Annotated in this window: 5 protein-coding genes; 2 read left to right on the forward strand and 3 right to left on the reverse strand. The window is 33.6% G+C overall.

Annotation, left to right across the window (positions count from 1 at the left end; genetic code table 11):
* Positions 1-60: 60 nt before the first annotated feature.
* Both EPU_RS12740 and EPU_RS06790 read right to left on the reverse strand, forming a co-directional pair.
* Positions 61-870 carry a YARHG domain-containing protein gene (locus EPU_RS12740; protein ID WP_010167919.1) on the reverse strand — a complete coding sequence of 270 codons (810 nt, stop codon included), beginning with the start codon at positions 868-870 and terminating at the stop codon, positions 61-63.
* A gap of 121 nt (positions 871-991) precedes the next feature.
* Entirely contained in the window at positions 992-1,999 is a 1,008-nt protein-coding gene (locus tag EPU_RS06790) for a lamin tail domain-containing protein (RefSeq protein WP_010167920.1), read from the reverse strand.
* A 163-nt stretch (positions 2,000-2,162) separates the two neighbouring features.
* Here EPU_RS06790 and EPU_RS06795 point away from each other — a divergent pair, with 163 nt between their 5' ends.
* On the forward strand, positions 2,163-4,826 hold the full coding sequence (locus EPU_RS06795; protein ID WP_010167921.1) for a glycosyltransferase: 2,664 nt from the start codon (positions 2,163-2,165) through the stop codon (positions 4,824-4,826).
* Between the two features lie 39 nt (positions 4,827-4,865).
* Here the strand turns inward: EPU_RS06795 and EPU_RS06800 are convergent, their stop codons facing one another.
* The gene (locus EPU_RS06800; RefSeq protein ID WP_029488166.1) at positions 4,866-7,172 is read right to left on the reverse strand and encodes a hypothetical protein; all 2,307 of its coding nucleotides are present in this window, start codon (positions 7,170-7,172) and stop codon (positions 4,866-4,868) included.
* Positions 7,173-7,539: 367 nt separating this feature from the next.
* On the opposite strand from EPU_RS06800, the gene EPU_RS06805 reads away from it, so the two are divergent.
* Positions 7,540-8,064, forward strand: a 525-nt coding sequence (locus EPU_RS06805; RefSeq protein ID WP_010167924.1) for a stalk domain-containing protein, incomplete at its 3' end; no start/stop codon positions are given.

The following is an 8,064-nucleotide window of genomic DNA, read 5'->3' on the forward strand; positions in this document are numbered from 1 at the left end:
TGCCCATGTATATTCATGGGCAATTTTTAATGTTTCAATAATAAGAGTAAAAATATCAAGTTATTTATATCTATTTTTAGTAATTGTTACATATGATGTGGTAGGATTATGATTTTGTAATGAATCGAAGGAAAAGTAGTAATTTACATGTGTGCCATCTTCAAAATCAGCATATATAAAATGATTATCTGTTTGATATTCAGTTAAATGTCTTTCTTTAGCTGTTTTTAGATCGACATCATAGTTAATAACAGTAGCATTAAAGTCAATAACGCTAACAAAATCTCCATCATAATCCAATTGAACTACTAATTCAGTTTTGATATTATCTACTAAGGTTAGTTTAAAATCCTCTTGTTTAATTAATTCGAATTTATATTTAGCCAAAAAATCTAACATTTTGTCGAGACTATCAAATGATGTATCCATAAAAGTAACGACATCAAAGCCAATGATCTTGTTTGTAAACTCTGTATCTACAACTTTATAAACAGGCTTAGACGGAGTAATTGGTTGAGCACCAGATTGTTCGTAGCTAGCTAATAACTGAATATTCTTTTTTTCGATATCACTTAATAAATTGGTATCTAATTTTATACCTTGTGGTAGCGGTTGATACCAAGCTTTACCTCTAAAATAAATATCCATATCATCCACATAAAATAGACTACCATGTTTGGCATATATTTCATTGCGTGCAATTCGAGCTTCTGCTGATGTAAGATGATCAATATCTGCTGTTTCTAGATAAAGAGCACTACTGATAGGAAGCATGTAATTATAATTACTTTCAGCATAATATACTAGGGCTTGAGATTGAGTAACTCCAATAATAGCAGTAAGAAGGCCAGCAATAATCGATTTTTTCATAAAGTCCTCCATATTTAAAATAGATTTATAATATTATATCGGTTATACTAGTCCAATAGACGTAATTTTTATAATAAAAATCAAAAGGACTAACCGTGTGAAAGTAGTCCCTTTGTAAAAATTAGAAAGTAGCAATTAATTTTTCATTAAAATCTAATAATTGAATAGAGTTATTGGATGCAGTCCAAACAGCTCGGCTGTGAGCCCAATAATAGTCTACATCAAAATTTCTAGCACATTCTCCGATTTTAACTGTAGCACCAGGCATTAAGTTAATTGCTTTGAATATGTAAGATTCTCCATTTGATGAAAGTTGCCAATCTTTAAGATTAATTTCTGTATCACTAGTATTCTTAATTTCTACGTATTCACCATATTCTACGTTTTTATCAACAGCAATGATAGATACAGTGGTTGTGATCTCCTCAGCGATCTCTTCGACGATATCTTCTGCAACTTCTTCAGCGATCTCTTCAACGATATCTTCTGCAATATCCTCAGCGATCTCTTCGACGATATCTTCTGCAACTTCTTCAGCGATCTCTTCAACGATATCTTCTGCAATATCCTCAGCGATCTCTTCGACGATATCTTCTGCAATATCCTCAGCGATATCCTCAGCGATATCTTCAGCAATATCTTCTGCAATATCCTCAGCAATATCTTCAGCGATATCCTCAGCGATCTCTTCAGCGATATCCTCAGCGATCTCTTCAGCGATATCCTCAGCGATCTCTTCAGCGATATCCTCAGCGATCTCTTCAGCGATATCCTCAGCGATATCTTCAGCGATATCCTCAGCGATCTCTTCAGCGATATCCTCAGCGATATCTTCAGCGATATCCTCAGCGATATCTTCAGCGATATCTTCAGCGATATCTTCAGCGATATCCTCAGCGATTTCGGCAGCTATCTCCTCAGCGATATCCTCAGCAACTTCTTCAGCAATATCCTCAGCGATATCCTCAATGATTTCGGCAGCTATTTCCTCAGCAACTTCTTCAGCAAAAGGACTTTCTTCTAAAATTTCTGGAGCATCTGCAGGCGGTGTAGTGACCGGTGAGATTGCCGGTGTAGGGGTTGAATCTTTCTTTTTGTTAAAACAACTAAAAAATATTTTCCAATTCATACAAATAATTCCTCCTTTACCTTAATAGTATTATCTATGCAAAATAAGGACAAAATATTCTAAAAATGTGAATTAAATATAAAAGATTTGAAGCTTGAAAACGAATAAAAAGTGTATGCTTAGTAAAATATATAAAGATAAAATAATAGCAAAGGAGAATATTATGGATTTAAAATTAGATAAATCAAAAATAATTATAATAATTGAAAATTTTGAAGGATTTTTTGACTATGACAAAAGTGTGATAGAATATACGATAAAAACAACGAGATATAATATGTTAGCCAATTTGATTTTAGCAATAGATAGAAAATTTGATTCAATTACTGAAGTCTATATTTTATCAAAGGGGCAATCTGAGCCCGATATATTTGCAGCACAATTTGAAAGGCTTCCTATTTTTCGTATACAGTTAGCATATTCCACACTAGAAGAGTATGAAAAAGATGTGCAAACAACGATGATATATAAAATTGTAAGCATTATTGCTCCACAAAATATAATAATTTTAGGAGATAAATCTGAATTAGATTTAGAAATTAGGTCATCATTGCCAATTATAAATACAATAAAGATTGTTGATTTGGATATAAGCATTAATAATAAGGATATAAAAAGTATAATCAATGGTATAGACGTCTCGTTACCTTTTGTAGAAGATTATTATTTATTTCCACAATATGTATCAAATAAAAAATGGGTTTTGAAAAAAACTAAAATTCCAGAATATGAATCCAAAAAACCATTAAGTAGAGTGAATCTGATAAAAACATTGGATATGCCAGAAGATGCATTTGTAATTATAATGGTAAATCCCAATTTGAATATTTATGTAAAAGATGAATTTTTAGAAATGTGTTATAATATTGCAGAAAAAAATGAAAAAATATATTTTATTTTAGTGACAGAAAAAATGATTAATATTACAAAATATAAAAATCAATTCAAAATTATAACAAAGATTGATCAAGCTACTACAATATTGCCAGCTTGTGATTTGTTTATATCTCCTGCAATACCTTGGGGATTTACAATAGCAACATTTGCAATTATGGCAGCAGTACCAACACTATGTTTAGCAGTAGCTCAAAATAATGAGGAAGCAATTAAGAGATCTCCTAGCCTAGAAAAGGTTTTATATGAGGAATTGATTTGTAAAACGATAGATGAAATAGCAAATAAGATAGATGAACTAGTTTTAAATAAAGTGTATTATAATGAAGTAGTAGAAAAAATGAAATTTGTACAATGGGGGGTTTATGATACCAAATGGGTCAAATTATTGGATAGAGTGTTAGAAAAACAGGGATTTGAGTGGCAGATAATTACATTAAAAGAAAAAGTATATCTGAATTTTATAATTGATCAAACTAGAACTACTGTGAATGAATTGTTAAATTTTTATAGTGTAGCGCCGTCGGATATATTTATAGCAGATGTCGAAAAATATTTAGACGGATTTCCTGATTTACAAATGATTATATATTCATTAAGATTTGTACATGAAAAAAACGGAAAATATTTACAAAAAATGACTGAATTATTGCTAGAACCTAATTTTACAATTATGAATACGTATTATCTAAGGTATCAAATTGGAGTATATGGATTTTGTAATGCAATTTTTGATGCTGCGGACTATAAAGTAAGCTATTTTGTATATAAAAATCTATTTGAACGATTTATGGCAACCATTGATACAAGTAAATATGAGCCTATTTTACAGAAAACCGGAGTGGTTGTTGTGACGTGTATGCAGCTACTAAATATGAACACGCATGCACCAACGAAGCAGACGCTGGATTATTGCTATAATTTGCAAAAACATTTTAATAAAAAAGTAATATTAATAGTAACAGGAGAGCCTTCATATGCAGAAGCGGGTAATATATATACTACGAATTTTATTAATTATCTAATTTTGGAAAAGAAGAAGTATTATATAGAGATAGAAGATGAAAAAATTATAGCATATCACCCGTTAGTAGATCAATATTCTGAGCAAACGTTGCGAGATGTAGTTGATTATATATATAGTTGGAGGCCGGAACTGGTGTTTAATGTAGGTAACAATTCTTTAATATCTGATGCGTGCAAAATTTTTACAAAGTCGGCAAGTTACCAGTGTGGAAATGGATTTGGAGTAACTTGTAGTGGGATAACAATTGTTCCGCGTGAACCGAGACCAGAAGAAGATGCCCCGATTAAAGAATTTTTGGAAGAACAAGGGCAGAAAGCGATTTATTCTCCGATGACAGCAAAATTGCCGGTTTCAGATAGAGTTTTTACCAGAGAAGAGTATGAAATCAGTGAAGATGCTTTTGTGATGTGCATAATAGGAGGGCGATTAAATACAGAAATTACGAAAGAGTATACAAAAGTTATAAAAGAAATACTAGCTATGGATGATAAAATTTTAATAATATTTGTAGGAGGATTTAATGACTATGAAAAATGGATTTTAGAAGACGAATTACTACAAAAGCAAACTAAATATATAGGATTTTTGCAAGAAGGTGTGACAGAATTTTGTAAAATATGTAATTTATATCTCAATCCTTTTAGGCAAGGTGGTGGGATATCTGCTGTTGAGGCGATGTATCAAGGAGTACCGGTAGTGGCAGTGGAAAAGGGAGATGCGGCGGTTATGGCAGGTCCAGATTTTGCAATAACTAAGGCAACGTATATAGAAACTGTCAGAAAATATTTAACTGATAAGGAGTTTATGGATAAACAAAAAGAAAGGGCAAAAGCACGCGCGGAACGTACTTTTGACACCAAAGGAGCGATAGGAAAGTTGCTCAAAGATTTGGAAGCCTTATATTAAACTTCGTATGATGTGAAAATTTATGAAATGAGTACAAAATTATTGTGAAATTGTTTCAGTTTCGATAATAGTAATTTTATCAGCAGGGACTTGAACTGCGTCTTCTCCTGCTAAGGGTGCCTCTTCTTCTGTAACTGGGATTAATGTTACATTGTATTTCACACCCATTGCAGCAAGAGCAGCAAGTAATTGAGCATCAGTAATGGTTGGTTCTTCTTCAGGCTCGACAGATACAGGTTCTTCTGTATTGTTGTCGATAGGGGCAGAATTAACAGTAAAGGAAATAGGTTTGCTAGTTAAATCGCCAGAAGCAAGCATTATATTGAAATTATCAATGTTGGTTGGTACAGTAAAAGTTAATATACCGTTTGTAGAAAGAGTATCTGATATAGAGCTGATAAGGGCAACATCGCTATTTTTCGCAACAACAGTGATGGTGAATTCATCAGTATCTGTATCAAGCACATTAATCTGATTGGTTGCAGCGTCATAGGTTACGTTTCCTGCCACGCTAATATTCAAAATTTCTAAAGCACTAAACTGTGTTCCAGCAGCAATTTCGGCTTTGAATGTATCGGTTGCAGCGGCTAAATTGGCAACAGCAGTTTCGATTTCAGAAGAAGTAAGTTTCTCATTTAATAATAGTTCGTTAGCCTTTTCGATTGCGAGGCTATATGCATATTGGGCATTAGAACTAACCCAGGTTGCGTCACTGGCAACATCAGATCCGTCGATACTTACTGTAGGAACAAGAATTAACTCTTGTGCCTCTAATATTGGTTCTGCAAGAAGGCTGTTATCTGCGATTTCAACATTTATGGTGTAAGTGGTAATTTTATCGCCAATTGTAACATTGATAAGAATGGTGTTATTGGCGATTAATGTATCTGCAGTAATAGGAGTAATGCCAACGTGATCYTTTATGGCATTAGGAACAGAAACAGTYGCAGTGAGACCATCCTCGACAATAGGATTGATGATAAAGTTTTTGCCTTGGTCTGCCTGAGCAATATTTAGAGTGTAATTGTACATATCATCGTTAAATTCGAGATCGCTGTGAGTTAATCCTTTGATCACAAGATTTTGAAGCACAACAGGAACATCATATTCATTAGCATGAAGTGTCAAGGTTTGGACTTGAGTACTAGCTGTTGCATGACCATTTGCAAGCTCGATAGCAAATTTGTATTCGCCATCTGTGCCAGCCTGATTGGTAGGTGATCCGTTAACAGGTGCAGTAAATTCAAAAGCCTTGATAGTGGCATGAATATTGGTGTCCTTTAAAATATTTTCGAGCTCAGCTTTAACAGCGAGACCTGCGTCAGTTGCAGTTGTGATATCAGATTTTGCAAAATTGGTAGCTTCGATAGTTTGGATGAATGCATCTAATTCGGATTGCTCTGGAATTGTAACATCGAGCGCATCAATAGTGGAAGTTATTAAATCAGTAGATGCGGTATTTTCGCCATCAGTAACTTTTATAACAAATTTGTAATATCCGTCGGTACCTAGAGGAACAGCTGCGGAACCATCGATGGCAGTAACAAATCCATACCCCTTAATTTCTGCTGTCATTTCTGTATCAGAAAGAATATAGGCAACATCAGAAGAAATAGCAACTTTGGCATCTTCTATATTGGAGGCCTCGGCAGTGTCGAGCGTGAAAATAGCATTGTCAAGAATATCAACAACAGCTAATAAGGCAGTATTATCAGGTTCTGGAATAGGTACTGAAACAACTGGTGTTGGATCGACTACTTCTGAGGCTACGTAAGGTGCGGCATCGATGTTTGCAGTAATTTTATTAGTAGTCGCAGTAATTTCGCCATCAATTAAGGCAACAACAAACTCATAGGTGCCATGTGTTCCGGTTGGATTTTCGGAAGTGCCAGGAGTTGGTGCCGTAAAGTTTGTTCCTTCTATAATGGCGCTAACGTTAGTGCCTTCTAAAAGATCGGTAATATAGCGAGTAACAGCGGTTTGAGCAGATGCAGCTTCAGAACCTTCAGAATTTGCTAAATTAATTTGAACATTTTCTAAGATTACTTCGATTTTTTCTACTAAAGAAATAATTGAAGAGTCACCGGATTCGGTGTTCGCATCCATTGGCTTGATGATAACTGGATCGGTTTCCACAAGCAATGTATCTTGAGTAATTTGATCTTCAGATTTTTCAACTGCTATAATAACGGAAGGTGCAGTTTCAGATGCAGTAGTTTGAGCGCTTTCTATTTCTTCAACAGCAGTTGTCTCGGTATTATCAACAGTATTTGGAAAAACCGAAAAACTGTTAGATAAGATAGATCCAGCTAAAAATGCTGCTAAACAACGTTGATTTAATTTCATATTATCCCCACTCCTTATAGTAATTTAATTTAAAAGTGAATTAAGTTTATAGTTAATAAATATTTTTACGATGTACTATCAAGAATAATTTTTTTTGTATTTTGAATGCTTCTTAATTATATACTATTTTTTAAAATTTGTAACAAAAAAAATAAAAATAATTTAAGTAATTTCTTCCAAACGATATTAGTTAGTTATATTTTTGATGTAAAAATAAATAAAAAAGTTATAGTATAACATACTATAGAAATTTGAAATTGACAATAATAGGAAAAACCATTATAATTTGAAGATGAAATTAATAATTATTACATATTTTATAAATAAAATATAACTGAATATTTATTTTGTTTGGGGGAGGACTATAATGAAAAAAATAGCAATGGGCATAGCGTTGGTATTAGCTGTACAAAGTACAATTGCCGCACCGATATATAAGTCATTGGATGTGGTTTATAATGATATAAAATTAACCGTAGATGGAGAAGAATTCATTTTGCAAGATGCTTACGGAACTACAATTGAACCATTTGTTATAGATGGAATGTCATATGTACCCATAGAAGCAATGGCAGCGGCATTTGGAAGGGGAATTTTATGGGATGATGCAACAAAAACAATACATTTGGTAGATGGAAATGTTGGAGAGGTAGTAAATTTATCTGACATTCCCAAAACTTCATTTGCAGGGCGAGAAGCTGTGTATCCGATAGTTGGAACAGTGACAGACCCCACAGGTGCAGAACATACTTCAGGGCTAATTTTTACAGGAGATGGGGAAGGAAAATCGATAGTAGATATAGCGACCTACCCACTCAATGGTAAATATTTTATGCTGAGTGGAGTGGCGTTTTTGCCAGCAGCTTTAGATATTGCGGGATATGTAAATAGT

It is taken from the genome of Candidatus Epulonipiscium viviparus, assembly GCF_000171335.1.
Lineage (GTDB): Bacteria > Bacillota > Clostridia > Lachnospirales > Cellulosilyticaceae > Epulonipiscioides > Epulonipiscioides viviparus.